General features: G+C 37.5%; 22 protein-coding genes. All 22 read right to left on the bottom strand.

Translation table 11 applies throughout. The features are described from left to right. Positions 1-92 precede the first annotated feature (92 nt). The 22 genes from rpsO to hslU all read right to left on the bottom strand — a co-directional run bounded on the left by rpsO (position 93) and on the right by hslU (position 23713). Positions 93-362, bottom strand: coding sequence for a 30S ribosomal protein S15 (gene rpsO / locus MHB74_RS18610; RefSeq protein ID WP_001229392.1), 270 nt, complete (start codon positions 360-362; stop codon positions 93-95). A gap of 100 nt (positions 363-462) precedes the next feature. Then, on the bottom strand, positions 463-1434 hold the full coding sequence (gene ribF, locus MHB74_RS18615) for a bifunctional riboflavin kinase/FAD synthetase (protein ID WP_061678194.1): 972 nt from the start codon (positions 1432-1434) through the stop codon (positions 463-465). A 43-nt stretch (positions 1435-1477) separates the two neighbouring features. Further along, positions 1478-2401 (bottom strand): tRNA pseudouridine(55) synthase TruB, encoded by a 924-nt coding sequence (gene truB / locus MHB74_RS18620; protein ID WP_061678195.1) that lies wholly within the window; start codon positions 2399-2401, stop codon positions 1478-1480. 86 nt (positions 2402-2487) lie between these two features. Further along, complete coding sequence (rbfA, locus tag MHB74_RS18625) at positions 2488-2844, bottom strand: 30S ribosome-binding factor RbfA (RefSeq protein ID WP_000776444.1); 357 nt, start codon at positions 2842-2844, stop codon at positions 2488-2490. 15 nt (positions 2845-2859) lie between these two features. After that, positions 2860-3141 (bottom strand): DUF503 domain-containing protein, encoded by a 282-nt coding sequence (locus MHB74_RS18630; protein WP_061678196.1) that lies wholly within the window; start codon positions 3139-3141, stop codon positions 2860-2862. After that, entirely contained in the window at positions 3138-5198 is a 2061-nt protein-coding gene (infB, locus tag MHB74_RS18635) for a translation initiation factor IF-2 (protein WP_061678197.1), read from the bottom strand. Before infB ends, MHB74_RS18630 begins: the two co-directional genes overlap by 4 nt. 4 nt (positions 5199-5202) lie before the next feature. Beyond that, entirely contained in the window at positions 5203-5514 is a 312-nt protein-coding gene (locus MHB74_RS18640) for a YlxQ family RNA-binding protein (RefSeq protein ID WP_001286520.1), read from the bottom strand. Further along, positions 5515-5787: an RNase P modulator RnpM gene (rnpM, locus tag MHB74_RS18645; RefSeq protein ID WP_000071127.1), complete on the bottom strand. Its 273-nt coding sequence runs from the start codon at positions 5785-5787 to the stop codon at positions 5515-5517. It lies immediately after the preceding gene. A gap of 11 nt (positions 5788-5798) precedes the next feature. Then, entirely contained in the window at positions 5799-6905 is a 1107-nt protein-coding gene (gene nusA, locus MHB74_RS18650; RefSeq protein ID WP_000102596.1) for a transcription termination factor NusA, read from the bottom strand. Between the two features lie 17 nt (positions 6906-6922). Beyond that, the gene (gene rimP, locus MHB74_RS18655; protein WP_000359099.1) at positions 6923-7393 is read right to left on the bottom strand and encodes a ribosome maturation factor RimP; all 471 of its coding nucleotides are present in this window, start codon (positions 7391-7393) and stop codon (positions 6923-6925) included. 332 nt (positions 7394-7725) lie between these two features. Then, on the bottom strand, positions 7726-12027 hold the full coding sequence (locus MHB74_RS18660) for a PolC-type DNA polymerase III (protein WP_061678198.1): 4302 nt from the start codon (positions 12025-12027) through the stop codon (positions 7726-7728). Between the two features lie 124 nt (positions 12028-12151). Next, positions 12152-13852 carry a proline--tRNA ligase gene (locus MHB74_RS18665; protein WP_061678199.1) on the bottom strand — a complete coding sequence of 567 codons (1701 nt, stop codon included), beginning with the start codon at positions 13850-13852 and terminating at the stop codon, positions 12152-12154. Between the two features lie 109 nt (positions 13853-13961). Then, on the bottom strand, positions 13962-15218 hold the full coding sequence (rseP, locus tag MHB74_RS18670; RefSeq protein ID WP_061678200.1) for an RIP metalloprotease RseP: 1257 nt from the start codon (positions 15216-15218) through the stop codon (positions 13962-13964). A gap of 17 nt (positions 15219-15235) precedes the next feature. Continuing rightward, complete coding sequence (gene dxr / locus MHB74_RS18675; RefSeq protein WP_061678201.1) at positions 15236-16378, bottom strand: 1-deoxy-D-xylulose-5-phosphate reductoisomerase; 1143 nt, start codon at positions 16376-16378, stop codon at positions 15236-15238. A 23-nt stretch (positions 16379-16401) separates the two neighbouring features. Next, positions 16402-17193 carry a phosphatidate cytidylyltransferase gene (gene cdsA / locus MHB74_RS18680; RefSeq protein WP_061678202.1) on the bottom strand — a complete coding sequence of 264 codons (792 nt, stop codon included), beginning with the start codon at positions 17191-17193 and terminating at the stop codon, positions 16402-16404. A gap of 17 nt (positions 17194-17210) precedes the next feature. Then, entirely contained in the window at positions 17211-17987 is a 777-nt protein-coding gene (gene uppS / locus MHB74_RS18685; protein WP_061678203.1) for an isoprenyl transferase, read from the bottom strand. Positions 17988-18072: 85 nt separating this feature from the next. Further along, a complete protein-coding gene (gene frr / locus MHB74_RS18690; RefSeq protein ID WP_000531505.1) occupies positions 18073-18630 on the bottom strand; it encodes a ribosome recycling factor in 558 nt (185 codons plus the stop codon). Positions 18631-18632: 2 nt separating this feature from the next. Beyond that, positions 18633-19355: a UMP kinase gene (gene pyrH / locus MHB74_RS18695; RefSeq protein ID WP_000042667.1), complete on the bottom strand. Its 723-nt coding sequence runs from the start codon at positions 19353-19355 to the stop codon at positions 18633-18635. Between the two features lie 66 nt (positions 19356-19421). After that, positions 19422-20309: a translation elongation factor Ts gene (gene tsf / locus MHB74_RS18700; protein ID WP_001018583.1), complete on the bottom strand. Its 888-nt coding sequence runs from the start codon at positions 20307-20309 to the stop codon at positions 19422-19424. Positions 20310-20412: 103 nt separating this feature from the next. Beyond that, positions 20413-21114: a 30S ribosomal protein S2 gene (rpsB, locus tag MHB74_RS18705; protein ID WP_000111485.1), complete on the bottom strand. Its 702-nt coding sequence runs from the start codon at positions 21112-21114 to the stop codon at positions 20413-20415. A gap of 350 nt (positions 21115-21464) precedes the next feature. Then, entirely contained in the window at positions 21465-22244 is a 780-nt protein-coding gene (gene codY / locus MHB74_RS18710) for a GTP-sensing pleiotropic transcriptional regulator CodY (protein ID WP_000421290.1), read from the bottom strand. Positions 22245-22321: 77 nt separating this feature from the next. Next, positions 22322-23713, bottom strand: coding sequence for an ATP-dependent protease ATPase subunit HslU (gene hslU, locus MHB74_RS18715; RefSeq protein WP_061678204.1), 1392 nt, complete (start codon positions 23711-23713; stop codon positions 22322-22324). Between the last annotated feature and the right edge of the window lie 19 nt (positions 23714-23732).

The raw sequence follows: 23732 nt of genomic DNA on the forward strand, positions 1-23732 counted from the left end.
ACCTCTAGTATTACCGAAAATGAAGTAAGCTATAAAGGGTAGAAGATATATTTTTACCTAACAAAAAAGCGGGAATATTCCCGCTTCTTTGACTATCGACGTAAGCCAAGCTTTGTGATTAATTCACGGTAACGTGTGATATCGCTATTACGAAGGTAAGTTAGTAAGTTACGACGTTTACCAACCATCTTTAATAGACCACGACGTGAATGATGATCTTTCTTGTGAGTACGTAAGTGCTCGTTTAGAGTGTTAATTTGCTCCGTTAGGACAGCAATTTGAACCTCTGGAGAACCAGTATCAGTCTCATGAGTTCTAAATTGTGCAATGATTTCATTTTTACGCTCTTGTGTTAAAGCCATCCTATTTCACCTCCTATTAATTAAACCCCCAATTACCTAGCAAGCGTCGGTGAGTCGCAATGCCAAGCAATGGTTGTCATAAAGTACATAACATAGAATACTACTTTTCATTTGAAAAAGCAAGTATATTCTTTTCGTTCGCAAAATATTCTTGTGCTGTTTTCTTATCTTTTGCGATTTGTTCAACTAACTCATCGATGCCATTGAATTTCTTTTCTTCTCTTATACGCATATGCCACTCTACTGTAACATTTTGATCATATATGTCTTTGTTAAATTCAAATAAGTGCACTTCAATAGATAATTGACGCTCATCTTCTTTAAAAGTTGGTTTATATCCAATATTACATACACCATCGTACCATTCATCGTGAACCTTTAATCTCACTGCATAAACACCTACAGGTGGTAATAGATACTCATCACTTAAAGCTACATTTGCTGTAGGAAAACCAATTTGACGTCCACGTTTATCACCGTGTACAACCGTTCCCCCTACTGTATATGCTCTACCTAAAATAGATGGAATTTGTTCCATTTCGCCATTTCGAATTAACTTTCGTAATGCTGTAGAACTTACTTTCTCTTCTTGAAATTCAACTTTTTCAATCACAGTCTGTGTAAACTCCCCTCTTGCATGAAATGGTAAAGTCTCCATCTTTCCTTTTCCTAAACGTCCATATGAATAATCAAACCCTGCTACTACATGCTTTACATTTAAACCAATAATATAATCATCTACAAATTGTTGTGGCAATAAGCCTGCAAACGATTCATCAAATTTAATAACATATAATATATCGATCCCTAAGTTTTCGACTATTTTTTCTTTATCACACATTGGTGTAATATACTCCGCATGGGCTTCCTTTTTCCCTAAAACAACAGATGGGTGCGGATAAAATGTCATAACTGCACTTTTATATCCCCGTTCATCCGCTATTTGTTTCGCAGTTCGAATTACACATTGATGTCCTAAATGAATGCCATCAAAAAATCCTAATGCCATTACAGTCGGTGGTAATTCTAATTTATTTTGTTCATGTGGATGAGTTAAATGAATAAGTTTCACGCTTGAATTCACCTTTTTCTGTAATAATCCTTCCAATAATTCATTATAGCTTTAGTTCTTGATTATTCACAAGTACTTTCATCGGCTTTAGCATACCAGGGTGTTTGGGATGGTGCTCAAAAATTGCAAGGCATCGATCATTTTTATCAAATACTGTTATAAATGGTGCTGTTATTTGCAATTCATTTTTTAAGAACATACCATTCTTTATTTTCTCTGCTTGCTTTTCATCTACAACAATTTTCGGGAACTTACTTAATGCTTCATCAATTGAAATGAAGATAGACTCTACTGTTCCATTTTGCACGTTTTCTTCAATTTCTTCAAATGATATGCAATCTTCTAATAAAAATTCTCCAGAAGCTGTTCTTACAAGGTGAGACATATGTGATGGAAAACCAAGTTTTTCACCAATCATTACTGCTAACGTTCTTACATATGTTCCTTTACTACACGTTACACGGAAACGGAATGAAATATTTTCCCCCTCAAACACTTCACGGTCATCTAGTAATACAAATTCATGAATTGTAATTGTACGAACTGGACGTTCAACTTCTTGTCCTGCTCTTGCATATTCATATAATTTTTTTCCGTTAACTTTTACAGCTGAAAACATCGGAGGCATTTGTTCAATCGTACCTGTTAATGCAGCAAGAGCCCCTTCTACTTCCTTACGAGTAATAACGCGATTTACATGTTTCGTTTCAACAACTTCACCAGAAGCATCTTCAGTTGTGGTTGAAAATCCAAGTGTTACTTCACCTTCATATGTTTTCGTCTCACTTGTTAAAAATTGTGCAATCTTCGTTGCTCGTCCCACACAAATAGGTAATACTCCTGTTACATCTGGATCTAATGTTCCTGTATGACCAATTCGTTTCTCACGCAATATCTTTCTTAATTTAAATACACAATCATGTGATGTCATGCCTTTTGGCTTATGTAATAATACTACACCTTCCATATATGTTCACCTCATCATAATTCTTTCATAGTAATTATCCAAAATTTATTTTGCATTGAAAAAATGGATAGACAAATGTCTATCCATTATTCTTCACGTTTATCGTCTTTATTAATTTGATGTAAAAGTGTATCAATTCGATGACCATATCCGATAGACTCATCAAATTCAAAGGAAATTTCCGGTGTTTTACGAAGACGAATACGTTGGCCAATTTCTGAACGAATGAAGCCTTTTGCCTTCGCTAAACCTTTTAATGTACTTTCTTTCTGTTCTTCATCACCTAAAACAGAAATATATACTGTAGCAATTTGTAAATCCCCACTCACTTGTACATCTGTTACTGTAACAAATCCGACACGTGGATCTTTAATTTTACGACTGATGATGTCGCCTAATTCTTTTTTCATTTGCTCGCCTACACGGTTTGCACGTAATTTCATAACTCTTCACCTCATTCAATACCATTCCAATTGTGTTATTGTACGTTCAATTTCAGGAAATGAATCGATGTACTCAAGTACACGATTCATTTCTTTTTCACAAATAACACGATTAGAGGATACAGAAACAATTGCAATTTCTGTACGTTGCCATACATCTTGATGCCCTACTTCTGAAACAGCTACGTTATAACGCTGCTTCACACGAGTTAGCACCCGTTGCAAAATTGCTCGTTTCTCTTTTAAAGAATGCACATCGTAAATCATACACTCGAATGAGAGTGTAGCGATAATCATCGCTTCACTTCTTCCATAATGTACGCTTCAATGATGTCCCCTTCTTTAAGATCATTATATCTCTCAATTGTAATACCACACTCATAGTTTTGTGCAACTTCTTTTACGTCGTCTTTGAAACGTTTTAACGTATCAAGTTGTCCTTCGAAAATTACTACGCCATCACGGATAATACGCACGCCACTATCACGTGTAATTTTACCGTCAATTACGTAACAACCTGCGATTGTTCCAACTTTTGTTACTTTGAATGTTTGGCGTACTTCCGCTTGACCGATTACTTTTTCTTCGAATTCTGGATCCAGCATACCTTGCATTGCTGATTCGATTTCTTCGATTACTTTATAGATAATACGGTGTAAACGAACATCAACATTCTCTAATTCAGCTGTACGCTTCGCATTCACATCAGGGCGTACGTTAAATCCAATTACAATTGCATTAGATGCAGAAGCTAAAATGATATCAGATTCTGTGATCGCACCTACGCCTGTATGGATAATTTTAACTTTAACACCTTCAACATCAATTTTACGAAGTGACGCTGCCATTGCTTCTACAGAACCTTGTACGTCTGCTTTCACAATTAAGTTAATTTCTTTTACATCGCCCTCTTGGATTTGTTGGAATAAATCTTCAAGGCTTAATTTAGATTTCTCACCACGTTGAGCAAGTAACGCTTCTTGTGCACGTGATTCACCGATTTGACGAGCTTTCTTCTCATCAGCGAATGCCATGAAACGATCTCCCGCTTGTGGTACTTCGTTTAAACCTGTAATTTCAACAGGAGTTGATGGTCCAGCAACTTTTACACGACGACCAATGTCACTTACCATTGCACGAACACGTCCGAATGAAGTACCAACAACGATTGGATCTCCAACGCGAAGTGTACCGTTTTGAACAAGTAATGTCGCGATAGTTCCTTTACCTTTATCAAGCTGTGCTTCAATTACAGTACCAGTTGCATAGCGGTTTGGATTTGCTTTATATTCTTCAACTTCACTCACAAGAAGAATCATTTCTAGTAAGTTGTCAATTCCTTCACCTTGAATTGCAGAAATTGGTACGAAAATTGTATCTCCGCCCCAAGCTTCTGGAACTAATTCATATTCTGTTAATTCTTGCATTACACGATCAGGATTTGCCGCTGGTTTATCCATTTTATTCACAGCTACAATAATTGGTACTCCAGCTGCTTTCGCATGGCTAATCGCTTCAACTGTTTGTGGCATAACACCGTCATCAGCTGCAACAACAAGGATTGTAATATCTGTTACTTGCGCACCACGAGCACGCATCGTTGTAAATGCCGCGTGACCAGGCGTATCTAAGAATGTAATCTTCTTGTCATTTACTTCAACTTGGTATGCACCAATATGCTGAGTAATTCCACCTGCTTCGCCTGCAGTTACTTTTGAATTACGGATAGAGTCAAGTAAAGTTGTTTTACCATGGTCAACGTGTCCCATAATTGTAACTACAGCTGGACGTTCTTTTAAGTTCTCTTCATCGTCTTGCTCATCGATGAATGTTTCGAATTCAGTCTCGCTTACAACTACTTCTTCTTCTACTTCAATACCATAATCAGTAGCAATTAATTCAATTGTATCTTTATCTAAGTCTTGGTTAATTGTTGCCATAATTCCAAGCATAAAGAGCTTCTTAATAATTTCAGACGGCTCTTTGCTTAATTTTTTAGCAAGCTCACCTACTGTAAGACTTCCTGAGAAAGTAATTTTATCTGGTGTTTCTACAGTTTGTGTTTGTTGTCTTCCAGCAAAGTTATCTTGACGTTTGTCTTCATTTCCTTTGCCTTTTTTCTTTTTCTTATTGCTGTTCTTTTTACTACGAACAACTTTTTCTTCTACTTCAAACTCATCTGCAACAGAAGGTTTTTCAGTTTGATACGCATTATCTAATTTATTTACTACTTCATCTTCTAACATTGTCATATGATTCGAAACCTCGATATTCATTTCTTTTAGTTTTGTCATAAGATCTTTACTTGAGATATTATGTTGTTTTGCATATTCATGCACTCGAATTTTACTCATACCTTCACCCCCGGTAATTTGTATCGAGCATGCTACGCAGCTTTTTCGCAAAGCCTTCATCTAACACAGCTACAACGACTCGCTCATCTCTCCCAATCGCATGCCCTAATTGTTGTCGATTTTCGACCTTTCTCATTGGTACGTTGTAATACGTCGTTTTATCCATGATGCGTTTTGTAGTATTTGCTGACGCATCTTCAGATAGCAATACAAGCTTTGCTTTGCCACTTCGTACTTCTTTTAAAACAAGTTCTTCACCCGAAATAATTTTCCGAGCCCGGTTTGCTAGTCCTAAAAACGATTTCCAATCGGACACTTATTTCGACTCCTTCTCAACAAGCTCAAGAAGCTCTTCGTATAGAGAACCGTCGATTTTCGCTTTTAGATGATGTTCCAAAACATTTTTCTTTTGGGCTTGAAGAATGCTTTCTTTATCTTTTGATAAATAAGCACCTCGTCCTGATTTCTTTCCAGTTAAATCAATGGACACTTCTCCCTCTTTGGAACGAACAATGCGAACGAGCTCTCGTTTTGATTTCATTTCTTGCGTTGCTACACATTTTCGTAACGGAACTTTTCGATTGCTCATACTCATCACCTCTATTCGATTTCGTCTTCAACTGAATCGAATCCGAATGCGATTACGCTATCTTCTTCTGTTACAATACCAAGTTGTTTCGCATCAGACTCACTCTTAATATCAATTTTCCAACCTGTTAATTTAGCTGCAAGACGTGCATTTTGTCCACGCTTACCAATAGCTAATGACAGTTGGTGGTCTGGAACAACAACAGTTGTTGCTTTTTCTTCTTCATCTACAAGTACTTTAACAACTTGTGATGGGCTTAAAGCATTTGCAACATATTCTACTGGATCATTTGACCAGCGAACGATGTCAATCTTTTCGCCTTTTAGTTCGTCTACAATGCGTTGTACACGTTGTCCTTTTGGTCCTACACAAGAACCTACTGGATCAACATCAATGTTCTCTGCATGTACAGAAATTTTAGAACGATCGCCTGCTTCACGTGCTACAGAACGAATTTCAACAGTTCCATCATAAATTTCAGGAACTTCCATTTCGAATAAACGTTTTAAAAGACCAGGATGTGTACGTGATACGTAAATTTGTGGTCCTTTTGTTGTTTTTTCTACTTTCGTAATGAATACACGAATACGATCATGTGGTTTGTACTGTTCGTTTGGCATTTGCTCACTTACAGGTAATAAAGCTTCTACTTTCCCTAAGCTTACATAGATGAAACGAGCATCTTGACGTTGTACGATACCAACCATAATATCTTCTTCACGGTCACTAAACTCAGAGTAAATAACACCACGCTCTGCTTCACGCACTCGTTGTGTTACAACCTGTTTTGCAGTTTGTGCTGCAATACGACCGAAATCTTTTGGTGTTACTTCAATTTCTAGTACGTCACCATCTTGATAGTTTGGATTAATTTGTCTTGCTTCTTCAACAGAAATTTCAAGACGTGGATCAAACACATTATCAACAACGTCTTTACGTGCTAATACTTGAATTGTTCCCACTTCTGGGTTAAAGCTCACACGAACGTTTTGTGCTTGGTTAAAATTGCGTTTATAAGCAGAGATTAACGCTGCTTCAATCGCATCAATAATAATATCTTTGCTAATTCCTTTTTCTGACTCTAATACGAGCAAGGCATCTAACAACTCAGTGCTCATGAAGATCCCCCTTCTAACTAAAACGTAACAGCAAGTCGCGCATTTGCAACTTTGTCCATTGAAATTTGGATTTCTTTTTTACGTGTTTTAATTGTTAATAATAGTGTAATTGTAGTACCATCGTAGGAAAGTAGTTTTCCTTCAAACATTTTTTCACCATCAATCGGCTCATATGTTTTAATTGCCACTTGTTTTCCTACCGCTTGCTGGAAGTCTTTCTCTTTCTTTAATGGGCGTTCCGCTCCAGGAGATGATACATCCAAAAAGTAAAGATGAGGAATTGGATCCTCTTTATCTAAAGCTTCGCTTAAACGTTCACTTACCGCACCGCATTCTTCAATGTCGACTCCCTTTTCAGAATCGATGAATACGCGTAAGAACCAGTCTTGTCCTTCTTGCACATACTCTACATCTACAAGTTCAAGATTTAACTCTTCAACGATTGGCTGCGCAAATGCTTCTACTACTTCTGTGACTTTCTTATCCATAAACAGCCTCCTTCCTGCCGTCATGTACCATTTACAAGAAAAGACTCCGTCCATAAAACGGTTTATCTTATTCTTTCTCGTTAGCTAACAAAAGCCCCTGCCGTTAAGCAGGGAATATCTGTCTTAGTATTACCAAATTTAAGAAGTAAAACTTGTAACAAAATATGTATATACGACAGAAATTTCTTACCTCTCCACATCAATAAAACGTAGATAGTAACACGAAAGAGTGGGTTTCCCCACTCTTTTTTTTACACAATATACATGACATGGTTATCTCGGTTAATAGTATACCATAGCAAATGTTGATTTGCAAAGACTTTTCCTACCTACTAGAACAGTGATAACTGGTTTTGATCAGGTAGATCGCCTAAGCAACCTTGACTATCTAAATACTCAATAATTGTTTTCGAAACCTTACTGCGCTGCTGTAAATCTTCTTTTGATAAGAAATCTCCATTTTTGCGTGCTTCTACAATACTTAAAGCTGCGTTTGTACCAAGTCCAGGCACTGCATTAAATGGAGGAATTAAAGAATCCCCATCAATAATAAATTCTGTTGCATGCGAACGGTATAAATCAACCTTTTGGAATGAGTATCCACGCTCACACATTTCAAGTGTCATTTCTAGTACTGTTAATAAACTTTTCTCTTTCGGCGCTGCATCCAAACCTTTTTGTGCAATTTCATCAATTTTTACACGTATAGATGCTGAGCCTTTCGCCATCGCCTCTACGTCAAAGTCATCTGCACGAACTGTAAAGTATGCCGCATAGAATAAAAGCGCGAAATGCACTTTAAAATATGCAATACGTACAGCCATAAGTACGTAAGCAGCCGCATGGGCTTTAGGGAACATGTACTTGATCTTCTTACATGAATCAATATACCAACCCGGTACATTATTACTTTTCATGTCCTCTTCCCATTCTTCTGGTACACCTTTACCTTTACGAACCGACTCCATGATTTTGAAGGCTAATGATGGGTCTAAACCTTGATAGATTAAATATACCATGATGTCATCACGACAACCGATAACTTCACTCAGCGTACATGTACCGTTATAAATTAACTCGTTGGCATTACCAAGCCATACATCCGTACCATGCGATAGTCCTGAAATTTGGACTAACTCAGAGAATGTCGTAGGCTTCGTCTCTTCTAACATCTGCCTTACGAATTTCGTACCAAACTCTGGTATACCAAGTGTACCTGTTTTACAGTTAATTTGTTCTTCCGTTACACCTAACGATTCAGGTCCTGAGAAAATTTTCATTACTTCCGGATCGTCTGTTGGGATTGTTTTCGGATCAATACCGCTTAAATCTTGTAACATACGAATAACAGTTGGATCATCGTGTCCTAGTATATCAAGTTTCAATAAGTTATCATGAATCGAGTGGAAATCAAAGTGTGTCGTTCTCCACTCAGCACCTATTGAATCTGCCGGGAACTGAATTGGTGAAAAATCAAAAATATCCATGTAATCTGGCACAACGATAATACCACCTGGATGCTGTCCAGTCGTACGTTTTACACCGGTACATCCTGATACTAAGCGGTCAATCTCTGCATTTCGAATCGTTAAGTTATGATCATTTGCATAACCTTTTACATACCCATAAGCAGTTTTTTCCGCAACTGTACCTATTGTACCCGCACGGTATACATAATCTTCACCGAACAGTACTTTCGTATAGTTATGGGCACGTGGTTGGTATTCCCCGGAGAAGTTCAAATCGATATCGGGTACCTTATCTCCTTTAAATCCAAGGAACGTTTCGAACGGAATATCATGTCCATCTTTCACGTATGGAACATTACATGCCGGACATTCTTTATCCGGCAAATCAAAACCAGAACCTACAGAACCATCATTAAAGAATTCTGATTGCTTACACTTCGGACATACATAGTGTGGTGGTAATGGATTTACTTCTGTAATTTCCATCATCGTTGCAACGAATGATGAACCTACCGATCCACGCGAACCTACTAGATATCCATCTACTAACGATTTTTTCACAAGCTTATGTGAAATTAAATAAATTACGGCGAATCCATGCCCAATAATACTTTTTAATTCTTTTTCTAAACGCGCTTCTACAATTTCAGGTAACTCTTCACCATAAATGCTACGCGCCATTTTATAACTCATATCACGCGTTTCATCATCTGCACCCTCAATTTTCGGTGTATATAGATCGTCTTTTACTGGATGAACATCACCAATTAATGATGCAACCTTTTGTGTATTCGTTACAACAATTTCTTTCGCAACGTCTTCACCTAAGAATGAAAAACACTCTAACATTTCATCCGTTGTACGGAAATGTACAGGCGGTAATGAATGTCGGTTTAACGGATTGGCTCCGCCCTGCGAACTAACTAAAATTTTGCGATACATTCCATCCTCTGGATCTAAATAATGCACGTTTCCTGTAGCAACAACTGGTTTATCTAACGTCTCACCAAGTTTTACTAAATTAGAAATAATTGTTTTTAACTGTCCCTCATCTCGAACAAGTTCACGCTCTACTAAATGACGTAACACCTCTGGAGGCATTACTTCAATGTAATCATAGAACTGCGCAATTTCTTCTACCTCTTCAGGCGCTTTTTGCATCATCGCCTCAAACACTTCACCTTTATCACAAGCCGTTCCTACTAAAATTCCCTCGCGATATTTTTTTAATAGTGACCTTGGTACTCGTGGTACTCGGTAAAAGTAATTTAGGTGAGAATAGGAAACAAGTTTATATAAATTTTTCAATCCTACATCTGATGTGGCAAGTAACGTCATATGACTTGGACGTCCACGCTTATACGCATCCCCTTGCCCCATGCTATCATTTAATTGATCGTGATATTCAAATCCCTTTTCAATCACATCTTTTAACATTTTCACAAGTAAGTATCCCGTTGCTTCTGTATCATAAATCGCACGGTGATGTTGCGTTAATTCAATATCAAGCTTTTTACACATCGTATTTAATCGATGGTTTTTCATTTCTGGGAATAAGAATCTTGCAAGTTCTAACGTATCAATAACAGGATTATTCGTTTTTTCTAGTCCAGCCTTTTTAAAACCTACGTTAATAAAGCCCATATCAAAACTTGCGTTATGCGCAACAAGTGTATGGTCGCCCATCCATTCTTCAAACTTTTTAAACACTTCGTCCACTTCTGGTGCATCCGTTAACATATCATCTGTAATACCTGTTAATTCAATAATCGTCGCAGATAATGGTTGATGCGGATTTGCAAACGATTCAAAGCGGTCAATAATTTCGCCGCCTTTTACTTTTACAGCCGCTAACTCGATAACAGTATCATATACAGCTGATAAACCTGTCGTCTCAACGTCAAAAACAACATACGTTTCCTCTGCAAGTAAACGATGCGCTTCGTTATATGCAATTGGTACACCATCATTAACTAAATTCGCTTCTACACCATATATAACTTTAACCCCAGCCTTTTTCCCCGCAGAATATGCCTCTGGGAAAGACTGCGCAACAGCATGGTCTGTAACAGCAATTGCCTCATGTCCCCATTTACCTGCTTGAGCAACAAGTCTAGAAACAGGAGTAACAGCGTCCATTTGGCTCATCGGTGTGTGAAGATGCAGCTCTACACGTTTTTCACCTTCTGGCGCTTTATCTTTACGAGACGGTCCTGTTATTTCATTAATATCATTTGCAATCATTACTAAATCTCGAACAAACGTATCATTTTGAACAGAACCACGCGCTTTCACCCACATTCCTTTTTTCAAGGATTGCAGCATAGGAATATCTTCTTTATCACGTGAGAACATTTTGATCATAATTGAATCCGTATAATCTGTTATTTTTAAAGTTAATAACGTACGGCCACTACGAAGCTCTTTCGTTTCTACATGGAAGACATACCCTTGAACTGTTTTTCTTCTTTCTTCATCTTGAATTTCTCGCATCGGTGTAATCTCTTCATCTGGCTTAATAAGATACCCAAGCACAACCGGTCCTTCATGCACAACGCTACTTTCTTCAGCTTGCTTCTTCGCCATTTCTTCCATAGCTTGTATAACACGTTCACGGTCTTCTTGCTGCGTTTGCTCACGAAACTTTTGCATTTCTTCTGTATTTTGCTGTATATGTGTGTCTAACTGAAAACGCGGGAATCCAAAAGCTTCGTATTGATCTCCTACTGGTTTCGCAACGTTTTTCTTTAAAGCGGTAGATTCCAGCTCGTTATTCACATTTATTAGCAACTTCACTCCATTCACCTGCGGAAGCTGCTTCTTTAAGTAAGCAAACATAGGTGAAAATGTAATTCGTTCCGTACAAAGCGGCCAATACGCCCTCACTTCTTCTTCTGTAAATTGTTTATTCTCTGCTTCTAATGCAAATGTTGTTCTTGCAATATGAGAAAATGATTGCTTAAGCTTTGTTTCTAGCAATTCATATAATTCTGTAGGCAAAATACGTGGCACTTGTAAATCAAAATGCCAACTTTTATTCGCTTTATCAATAACGAGCCTTTCAATACCACCGCCTTGTAAATATTGATTTATAAGGTCATCTGGTATTTGCAACTGCTGGAGCAAAATTTGAAATCGCTCTTGTTGTTCATTTGTTAAAGACATAAGCACTCTCCTTCCATTTGCTATTATAAATTGAAACGTACTACAAAGAAAGATTTCTCCCTTCTTCTTTTACAAAATACGTTTACAAAGAAAGAGAAGGTACCTCATTGCGAGGTACCTCTTCTTATTTTAAAATATTTGCAATATATGTTTGAAGTTCTTCTACTTTCACTTCTTCAGACTCACCTGTAGCACGTACTTTCACTTCTACAATACCTTCGTCTGCTTTTTTACCAACTGTCACACGAACTGGAAGGCCGAATAAATCTGCATCTGCAAATTTAACACCTGCACGTTCTGCACGATCATCTAGTAATACTTCATATCCTTGCTCTTGTAATGAGTTGTAGATGTTTTCACCCATTTCACGTTGTGCATCAGATTTCATATTTACTGGAATTACATGCACATGGAATGGTGCAACAGCTTTTGGCCAAACTAAACCGTTCTCATCATTAAACTGCTCTGCGATTGCTGCCACTGTACGAGATACACCGATACCGTAACAACCCATAATAAGTGGTTGTGTTTTTCCGTTTTCATCTAGGAATGTTGCGTTCATTGCTTCACTATAACGTGTTCCTAATTTGAATACATGACCAACTTCAATTCCGCGTGCGAAAAGAATTGTTCCGTTTCCGTCCGGAGACTGGTCTCCTTCTTGAATGAAGCGTAAATCTGTATATTGACTTACTTTAAAGTCACGTTCTGGATTTACATTTACATAATGGAATCCTTCTTCGTTTGCTCCTGAACATCCGTTAACAATTGATGCTACAGCATGGTCAGCGATAATTTCGATGTCACCTGTTACACCAATCGGTCCTAATGAACCAACTTCACAATGTAATAGTTCTTTCACTTCTTCATGAGAAGCAAGCTCAACAACTGAAGCACCGTATACATTTTTCACTTTTACATCGTTGACTTCATGATCACCACGAACAAGTACAACTACTAATTTCTCATCTACTTTAAATACCATAGACTTAATACACTTGTCAGCTTCAATGTTTAAGAATGTAGATACTTCTTCAATTGCTTTTTGATCCGGTGTTGCTACTTTTTCAAGTGCCTTTTCTGCTTCGTCACTCTTCGTATACGTAGCTACAACAGGAGCCATTTCGATGTTCGCTGCATAATTAGATGTATCAGAGTATGCAATTGTATCTTCACCAACATCAGATAATACCATAAATTCATGTGTATCTTTTCCGCCCATTGCTCCAGAGTCAGCAATAACCGCACGGAAATTCAAGCCACAACGAGCAAAAATGTTAGAGTATGCTTTGTATAAACGATCATACACTTCATCTAAGCTCTCTTGTGTAGCATGGAAAGAGTATGCATCTTTCATTAGAAACTCTCTTCCACGTAATAAACCGAAACGAGGTCTTTGTTCATCACGGAATTTTGTTTGAATTTGGTATAATGTTAACGGTAATTTTTTATATGACTTCACTTCATCACGTACAAGATCCGTAATTACTTCTTCATGTGTCGCTCCTAATGCGAATTCACGAGCGTTACGATCTTTCATACGCATTAATTCAGATCCGTAAGAATACCAACGGCCTGACTCTTGCCATAATTCTGCAGCTTGCATCGCTGGCATTAATAATTCTACAGCACCTGCGCGCTCCATTTCTTCTCGAACGATACGTTCTACTTTGTGTAGTACTTTTAAACCAAATGGTAGAAAACTATAAATACCTGAAGCATTTTGACGCATAAAACCTGCACGAAGTAATAACTGATGACTCTTAATCTCCGCATCAGCTGGAACTTCACGTAATGTAGGACTGAATACCATACTTTGTTTCATTTATTCGCACCTCTTCATTTTACTCTTATACGCAGTAAAACCCCTCACCTCGAGTTAGGTGAGGGATTTTATTCTACGATCTCTATTTCATTATAAGTTTCACTTTATTTTACAAGAAAAACTTACGAATGTCATTCCAAGTTACAACTAACATTAGTAACATTAGTAATGCAAAACCAATAAAGTGAACCATGCCTTCTTTTTGGCGGTCAATTGGTTTTCCTCGTAACGCTTCAATTAAGAAGAAGAACAAACGTCCACCGTCTAAAGCAGGGACTGGTAGTAAATTAAATAAACCAAGGTTAATACTTAACACTGCTGCTAAACTTAATACACGTGTAAATCCATAATCTACAACTTGATCTGTTAGATTATAAATTCCTACTGGACCTGACAACTCATTAATAGAGAATTGACCAGTTACTAATTTCACAAGAGACTCAAAAATTAGTTTCGTCCATTGGTATGTTTGTTCAAAACCTGATTTAATAGAACCCATTACTGTTTTCTCTACTGGAGAGTAAACACCAATTCTACCAACTTCTTCTTTACCTTCTTTATCGAGCGTTGGCGTTACTTTCACATTAAACTGTTCACTATCACGCTTTACTTGTAACGTAATTTCTTTATTTGGGTTTTCACGTACAATAGAAACAACATCTTTCCATGTACTTGTGTTTTTCCCATCGATTGCTTGAATTGTATCATTTTCTTTTAATCCAGCTTGCTGTGCTGCACTTTTCTCCATCACTTTCCCGACCATTGGTTTGTCAACGGGAACACCTTGTACAAATCCAAGAATCACAAAAATAACAAATGCTAAAATGAAGTTCATCGCAGGACCCGCAAAGATTGTTAAAGCACGTTGCCCCAATTTCTTGGAGCCGAACTGCCTATTATACGGAGCAATTTGAATTTCTTCACCAGCAGTAATAATACGAGCCTTTTCATTCACTCGGAATGTTTGAAGCTCTTCCTCGTACTCTTCATAGCCCGAAATTGTTAAATTATGCTCTAAATCAGCTTGTTCGACTTCAATGACGCGAACATTTGGATACTTTTCATATCCATCAAAAACTAATTTCGCAACTTCGTCTTTTTCATTTAATACAAGGCCAACCTTTTTACCAGGCTTTAACTCAACTGTGTCTGCATCCTCGCCAGCCATTCTTACATAGCCACCAAGGGGCAGTAATCGAATCGTATACACCGTTTCATTCTTTTCAAATGAGAATATTTTCGGACCAAAACCAATCGCAAACTCACGGCATAAAATACCTGCTCTTTTTGCGAAATATAGATGCCCTAGCTCATGGAAAAATACGAGTGCACCGAAAATTAATATAAAGGCAATCGCTGTATTCAATTCCATAACCACCTTTGCTAAATTTGTTCCATCACAAACCGTCTTGTGGCTGCATCAATTTCCAGAATTTCCTCTAAGCTCGGACGTGCAATGACATTGTGATGGTTCATTGCTTTTTCAATGAGGTCTTCCACTGTTAAGAAACCAATTCTCTTTTGTAAAAAAGCTTCAACAGCTACTTCATTCGCTGCATTCATTACAGCTGGCATACTTCCACCTGCTTTTCCAGCTTCATACGCAAAACGTAGGCAACGGAATCGTTCTTGGTTCATTTTCTCAAAATGCAACGTTCCTATTTCCCATAAGTTTAACTGTTTTGTGTCTGAAAGAGGCAATCGATCAGGATATGTAAGTGCGTATTGAATTGGTACTCGCATATCAGGTGAGCCAAGCTGTGCCATTACACTACGATCTTCAAATTCAACCATAGAATGGATAATACTTTCTTTATGTAAAACAACATCGATTTGCTCATAAGGGATACCAAAAAGCCAATGTGCTTCAATTACTTCTAGCCCCTTATTCATCATTGTAGCAGAATCAATTGTAATTTTCGAACCCATTGACCAGTTTGGATGTCGAAGCGCATCTTCTACGGTCACATGATGCAATTCATCTCTCGTTTTATCACGGAAACTTCCACCAGAAGCCGTAATAACTAGTCGAGAAATTCTTTTTTCATTTTCACCATTCAAACATTGAAAAATAGCTGAATGTTCACTATCTACTGGAAGTAACGAAACATTATGTTTTCGCGCTGCTTCCATTACAAGATGCCCTGCAGTTACTAACGTTTCTTTATTTGCAATTCCAATTGTTTTTTTCGCCTCAATTGCACGAAGTGTTGGTAACAACCCTACGCTACCTACAACAGCATTTACTACAATCTCCGCATCTGGATGTAATGCTACTTCTAAAAGCCCTTCACTACCATATACAATTTTTGTATTACCAGAAACAGCTTGTAATTTTAAAACATCTTCCTCTCTTTGCACAGAGACGATTTGCGGAGAAAATTCTTGAATTACCTTTACTGCGTAGTCAATATTTTTCCCTACAGAAAAAGCAACGAGACGGAATTGGTCTGGGTGCGAGCGTAATACATCTAAAGTTTGTGTACCAATTGATCCGCTTGCACCTAATAAACTAATGTTTTTCATGACTCCAACCCCTCGTTCATTTATTAATTATATTGTAATAAGAAGTAGAGAATTGGTAAAACAAATAACCAACTATCTGTTCGATCTAATATACCACCATGCCCAGGTAAAATCGTACCTGAATCCTTTACGCCATAATGACGTTTAAATGCAGATTGTACTAAATCGCCAATTTGTCCAAAAATAGAAATGATAATTGTCAACACAATTAAAATCCCTACATTAGCCTCAACTGGGAAGAACATATTATAAACAACTGCCACAACAATTCCACAAACGATGCCGCCTAATGAACCTTCAATCGTTTTATTAGGACTAATTTCTGGCCATAATTTTCTTTTTCCTAATGCTTTTCCTACGAAATATGCGCCTGAATCAGTAGCCCATATAACAAATAATGCACAAAATACATATTTAATTCCTAATATTCTCGTTTCATTCAAATATAGGAATCCCATTCCAACATATGCTGTTGCCATTAGTAAAAATGAAGCATTGTCAAAAGTAAATGTATTCTTAGAAAGGACTGTATATGATAAAAGTAATAAAACAATCACAAATGTGATTTCTAATTTACCTAATCCAATCTGCGTAAACAGTTCTGATGCACTACTTGGAATTAAAATAATCCATAATAATACTGCAGCTAAAACTGTTGGTATTGAAATAAGCGTAAGCTTATTCATACGAATTAATTCATATAAACCTATAGAAGCAAGTGCATACACTAAAACCGTAAAAGGCACGCCACCGTAAATTACGATGGGAATGAATAGCGCGGCAGCAACCACTCCAGTAATAATTCTCTGTTTCACTACCAAACCCTCTCTTTCTACACGCCTCCGAATCTGCGCCCTCTATGCTGAAAGTCTGTAATCGCATTTAGCAAATGCTCCTCGGTAAAATCTGGCCAATACACATCTGTAAACCAAAATTCCGAATATGCAATTTGCCATAACATGAAATTACTAATACGTAGCTCTCCGCTCGTACGGATTAACAACTCTGGGTCAGGTAAAGAACTCGTCATTAAATAGGAAGAAAGCATTTCTTCACTTACATCTTCAACACGAATTTTTCCTTCCTCACTATCTTTCACCATATGTTGCACAGCAGAAACGATTTCATCTCGACTTCCATAGTTTAACGCGAAATTAAGAATTAATCCCGTATTCTCTTTCGTATCTTCCATGGCCTTTTCCATCGCTCTGCGTGTATGCGTAGGAAGACGCTCTTGTTGTCCTATTACTCGGACTTGTACGTTCTCTTCAATCAATTCTGGTAAAAATGTACCTAGAAATTCTTCTGGAAGCCTCATTAAATAGTCAACTTCCTTTTTAGGTCTTTTCCAGTTCTCAGTTGAAAAAGCATAAAGAGTTAATACTTTTACATTAAGTTTGCTTGCAAATTTTGTGATTTTCTTTACAACTTGCATGCCTTCATGATGTCCCGCAATACGAGGCATCGCTCTCCTCTTTGCCCATCTTCCATTACCATCCATAATGATGGCAATATGTTCTGGGATATATCCTTTTTTCACTTTTTCAACGAGATGATCAAACGATGCGACCTTTTTACTTTTAAAAAAAGGAAAGTTTTTAAACATCATTCATACCCTCCAGCAAGCAGACGTATGCCTAAAAGTGTAAAAAGACCCCCTTAAGAAGAGGGTCATATTTGCGAAGGTATCGCTATTACACTTCCATGATTTCTTTTTCTTTGTTTTTTGCGATTTCGTCAACTTTTGCAATATATTTATCTGTTTCTTTTTGGATATCTTCAGTATATCCTCTTAAATCATCTTCTGTAATCTCGCCAGCTTTTTCAAGCTTCTTAAGATCATCGTTACCGTCACGACGTACGTTACGAACAGCAACTTTCGCTTCTTCAGCATATTTTTTCACAACTTTAACAAGATCGCGACGACGCTCTTCTGTTAATGCAGGGAATGCAATACGAATTACAGTTCCATCATTAGAAGGGTTTAAGCCTAAATCTGCTTTTAAAATTGCTTTTTCGATATCACCGATAGAAGTTTTATCATACGGTTGAATTACAAGTAAACGTGCTTCTGGAACTGTAATGTTCGCTAATTGCACAACAGGTGTTGGTGCACCATAGTAATCAACTTGTACTTTATCTAATACAGACGAGCTTGCACGACCTGCGCGAACTGTTGCCAATTCACGAGAGTAAGCAGCAACTGCTTTTTCCATTTTTTCATTTGAAGACTTCAATACTTGTTGTCCCATATTTATTTCCCCCTTACAACTGTTCCAATATTTTCGCCTAAAACGGCACGTTTAATGTTACCTTTTTCCATAACAGAGAATACAATTAATGGAATATCATTGTCCATACATAAAGAAGAAGCTGTTGAATCCATTACACCTAAACCTTCTTTTAATACATCTAAGTAAGTAAGTGTTTCGTATTTCGTAGCTGTTGGGTCAAGAGATGGATCTGCATTATATACGCCATCTACATTGTTTTTCGCCATTAAGATAACGTCTGCTTCGATTTCCGCTGCACGTAGTGCTGCCGTTGTATCTGTAGAGAAATACGGGTTACCTGTACCTGCTGCAAAGATCACAACACGTTTTTTCTCTAGATGACGAACTGCTTTACGACGAATGTAAGGCTCTGCTACTTGACGCATTTCAATTGAAGTTTGAACACGAGTTTGAATTCCAATGTTCTCTAGGCTATCTTGAAGAGCTAATGAGTTCATAACTGTTGCTAACATACCCATGTAATCTGCTCCAGCACGATCCATTCCCATTTCACTTCCGATTTTTCCACGCCAAATGTTTCCGCCACCAACAACAACAGCAACTTCTACATCAAGTTCTGCAATTTCTTTCACTTGTTCCGCAACTGATTTAATAACAGATGGGTTAATTCCAAATCCTTGTTCGCCAGCTAACGCTTCTCCGCTTAGCTTTAATACGACACGATTATATTTCGGTTTACTCATAATGAACCTCCAATTGCTTACATCTTTATTTTAAAAAAGGGAACACAATGTGTTCCCTAATCTTTATTAGTTACTACCTTTTACTTGGTTCATTACTTCTTCAGCAAAGTTGTCTTCGCGTTTTTCGATACCTTCACCAACAGCGTAGCGAACGAATCCTTTTAATGTTCCGCCTTTAGACTCAACGAATTGACGAACTTTCATATCAGGGTTTTTAACGAATGCTTGGTCAAGTAAGCAAATTTCTTCAAAGAATTTGCCAAGACGGCCTTCAACCATTTTTGCAACGATTTTTTCAGGCTTGCCTTCGTTTAAAGCTTGTTGTGTTAATACTTGACGCTCATGCTCAACTTCTTCAGCTGTTACAGCATCGCGGTCAATGTATTTAGGGTTAACTGCTGCGATGTGCATTGCTACATCTTTAGCAGCTGCTTCGTCAGTAGAACCTTCAAGAACTGTTAATACACCAATACGTCCACCCATGTGTAGGTAAGCGCCGAATGCATCAGCATCAGTTTTTGATACGATTTCGAAACGACGAAGTGTAAGTTTTTCACCAATTTTAGCGATTGCTTCGTTGATGTGCTCTTCTACTGTTTTGCCGCCTTCGATTGTTTGAGCCATAGCTTCTTCAATGTTAGCTGGTTTGTTAGCTAATAAGTGAGCAGCTAATTCTTTAATTAACGCTTGGAAACCTTCGTTTTTCGCAACGAAATCAGTTTCAGAGTTTAATTCTAAGATTAAAGCTTCGTTACCGTTTGTTTCGATGAAAGTTAAACCTTCAGCAGCGATGCGGTCTGCTTTTTTAGCAGCTTTCGCGATACCTTTTTCACGTAAGAAGTCAATTGCCTTCTCCATGTCGCCATTAGTTTCTGTTAAAGCTTTTTTGCAGTCCATCATACCTGCGCCAGTTTTTTCACGTAATTCTTTTACCATTTGTGCAGTGATTGCCATACTATTCATCCTCCTAAAATATGTATTTATACCTTTTATAAAGGTGTTTATACCTTAAAAAAGGTGATAAAAGGCCGAACCCCTTATCACCTTTCCAACTTTGTTACGCAGTAACAGTTTCTTCACCTTGTTTTGCTTCAAGGATCGCGTCTGCCATTTTAGATGTAAGAAGTTTTACAGCACGAATTGCATCATCGTTTGCTGGGATAACGTGATCGATTTCGTCTGGATCACAGTTTGTATCAACGATACCGATGATTGGAATGTGTAATTTGCGTGCTTCAGCAACTGCAATACGCTCTTTACGAGGGTCTACTACGAATAATGCACTTGGAAGACCTTTCATATCTTTAATACCGCCTAAGAATTTCTCAAGACGCTCTAACTCTTTTTTAAGTTGAACAACTTCTTTCTTAGGAAGTACTTCGAAAGTACCATCTTCTTGCATTCTTTCGATGTCTTTAAGACGCTTGATACGTTTTTGGATTGTTTGGAAGTTTGTTAAAGTTCCACCTAACCAACGTTGGTTAACGAAGTACATACCAGCACGAGTTGCTTCTTCTTTAATAGCTTCTTGTGCTTGTTTTTTAGTACCTACGAATAAGATGTCTCCACCTTCAGCAGCGATGTCGCGCATCGTTCTGTAAGCTTCCTCAACTTTTTTCACAGTTTTTTGTAAGTCGATGATGTAGATACCGTTACGCTCTGTGAAAATGTAACGCTTCATTTTTGGGTTCCAACGACGAGTTTGATGTCCGAAATGAACACCAGCTTCAAGCAATTGCTTCATAGAAATTACTGACATAATATAGTTCCTCCTAAATGGTTTTTGATATCCTCCGTTTACTTCATCTCTAAGCGAAACTACAAACGTAGCACCAACACTTAAATCAGTAAACGTGTGTACTTTGTACTGACACCACTGCTTACTATATCATACTGAAATATTACAATCAAGTCGAAAATGCGAAGAATGTAAAACTTTCTTTGTCCACACTTGAATTCTAGTATTACCAAACTGTATTTCTTTTAAGCAAAGAAATGAAATTCAATTCATAGCTTTCCCGAAAAACACGATTATGACGCTACTTGCCAACACCAGCAATCTTTTATACACAAAAAACTCTCCTCAAAAAATGAGGAGAGTTTTATAAATTAGTTTGTTTTTAATTTAGCAAGTTCCTGTAGAAACTTGTCGTTTAGCACTTTAATGTATGTTCCTTTCATACCTAAAGAGCGAGACTCAATAACACCAGCACTTTCTAATTTACGTAATGCATTTACGATTACAGAACGAGTAATTCCTACGCGATCAGCAATTTTACTTGCAACTAGTAAACCTTCTGTTCCATTTAATTCTTCGAAGATATGCTCAATTGCTTCTAACTCACTGTAAGATAATGAGCTAATCGCCATTTGAACAACAGCTTTACTACGTGCTTCCTCTTCGATTTCTTCCGCTTTTTCACGTAAGATTTCCATACCTACTACAGTTGAACTGTATTCAGCAAGAATTAAATCATCGTCTAAGAACTCTTGACCAAGACGAGCTAATACTAATGTACCTAGACGCTCACCGCCACCAACGATTGGTACGATTGTAGTTAAACCTTGACCGAATAATTCTCTATTTTCTACTGGGAACGCTGTGTAAGCACTGTTTACATCTAAGTTAGAAGATGTTTCTGTAATGTTGAATAAGCTTTGTGTGTATTCTTCCGGGAATTGACGCTCTGCAAGCATTTGTTTCATACGCTCATTCTCAATTTGTTGGTGAATTGCATAACCTAGTAATTTACCACGACGACTTACTACGAATACGTTCGCTTCGATTACTTCACACATTGTGTCAGACATTTCTCTAAAGTTTACAGGCTTTCCTGCTGCGCTCTGTAATAACGCATTTAATTTTCTTGTTTTTGCTAATAATTCCATTTCAAAAGTTCCTCCTACATGTTACTCACATATTTTTTCATCACTTGGAAACTAGGGCGAGTCACCTGATGACACAATTACAAAATAAACTGGCTCACATCTTTATTTTTAGCAATCGTTGCTAATTTCTCCTCAACGTACTGAGGCGTTATCGTTATTTTCTCTAACGTAATTTCAGATGCTTCAAACGATAAATCTTCAAGGAGCTTCTCCATAATCGTATGAAGTCTTCTTGCTCCAATATTATCTGTATCCTGATTAACTTGATAAGCAATCTCAGCAATCTTACGAATAGCTTCGTCTGAAAATTCAATTTCTATACCTTCAGTCGCTAATAAAGCCATATATTGTTTAATTAACGCATTGTCAGGCTCGATTAATATTTTAACAAAATCATCTGTCGATAATTTTGTTAATTCTACTCGAATCGGAAATCTCCCTTGCAGTTCCGGAATTAAATCCGACGGTTTAGACATATGAAACGCTCCAGCTGCAACGAATAAAATATAATCCGTTTTTACTGATCCGTATTTTGTCGCAACATTCGATCCTTCTACAATCGGCAGAATGTCACGTTGCACACCTTCACGTGATACATCTACGCTATTCGACTGCTTACCAGCAATTTTGTCAATTTCATCGATAAAAATAATCCCGAGCTGTTCAGCACGATAAACAGCCTCTTGTGTAACTTCATCCATATCAATTAAGCGCTGTGCTTCCTCATTTGTCAAGAGTTTTCTTGCTTCTTTTACAGAAAGTTTACGTTTTTTTGTTTTTTTCGGCATAAAACTTCCTAATGCATCTTGGAAATTCATTCCCATTTGTTCCATGCCAGTTCCTTGTAACATATCGAACATGGATGACTGTTGCTCAGTCACTTCAATCGATACAATTTCATCTTCAAGAAGTCCTGCAGCAAGCTTTCTTTCCACATCTTGACGTTTCTTTTCGATTTCAACATCTTCCTGTGCATCAGATGTTTGATTCGAATTTTGAGCACCACCAAATAGCATTTCTAATGGGTTTTTAAATCCAGATTGTTTCTCTGGACTCGGCACTAAAATTTCCACAAGACGTTGGTTCGCTTGTTCTTCTGCTTTATCTTGTACTTTAACTACCATTTCTTCTTTCACGATACGAACTGACGTTTCCACAAGGTCACGTACCATCGATTCTACATCTCTACCTACATATCCAACTTCTGTAAATTTCGTAGCTTCAACCTTAATAAAAGGTGCTCCAACGAGTTTCGCCATTCGTCGTGCTACCTCTGTTTTACCAACACCTGTTGGTCCAATCATTAAAATATTTTTAGGCGCAATTTCATCACGTAGATTTTCAGCTAATTTACTTCGACGATATCGATTTCTTAAAGCTACAGCAACCGCTTTCTTCGCATCTTTTTGACCGATAATGTATTGATCTAATTTTTCCACAATTTGACGCGGAGTAAAATGTAAATGCATATAAAATGCCTCCCTTACG

The organism is Bacillus sp. FSL K6-0069 (assembly GCF_038007785.1).
Lineage (GTDB): Bacteria > Bacillota > Bacilli > Bacillales > Bacillaceae_G > Bacillus_A > Bacillus_A mobilis.